Source organism: Rhodoferax ferrireducens, from assembly GCF_003347515.1.
In the GTDB taxonomy this organism is placed as follows: Bacteria; Pseudomonadota; Gammaproteobacteria; order Burkholderiales; family Burkholderiaceae_C; genus Rhodoferax.
In genome coordinates this window covers 1-364 of record NZ_QEII01000308.1, presented here as the reverse complement: position 1 = coordinate 364, position 364 = coordinate 1, and the positions used below count along the sequence as shown (strand labels likewise).

Genomic DNA, 364 nt, shown 5'->3' with positions numbered 1-364 from the left:
TATCGACGATGCCGCCGATGCCCTGGACGCCGCCGATGGTCAGGCCCAGGGTCTCGATCGGCTCACCATTGATGGAGTCGGTCAGGGTTGGCACGGTGACGGCAAAACCGGTGACGCCTGCGGGCACGGTCACCAGACCGGTGCCGGCGTTATAGGTCACGCCGTTGGTGAAGCTGGCGTTGGACAGGACGGCTGTGAAGTCGGTGCCGGCGGTGGCGGTGATACCGGCCAGGGCCAGGCTGTAGGTCACCGCGGCGGTGGAAGTGCCGGTGATGGCGACGTTGAAAACCAGGTCGGCGCCTTCGTTGACGTTGTTGTCGCCCACGCCTGGAGCGCCTGGCTCGACGGTGGTGATGCTGGGCAC

1 protein-coding gene is annotated in these 364 nt (G+C 66.5%); it reads right to left on the bottom strand.

Features of this window, described 5'->3' with window-relative positions:
- Positions 1-364 (bottom strand): hypothetical protein (locus C5P05_RS24630; RefSeq protein WP_198674854.1); only part of this gene is annotated, 364 nt, incomplete at both ends.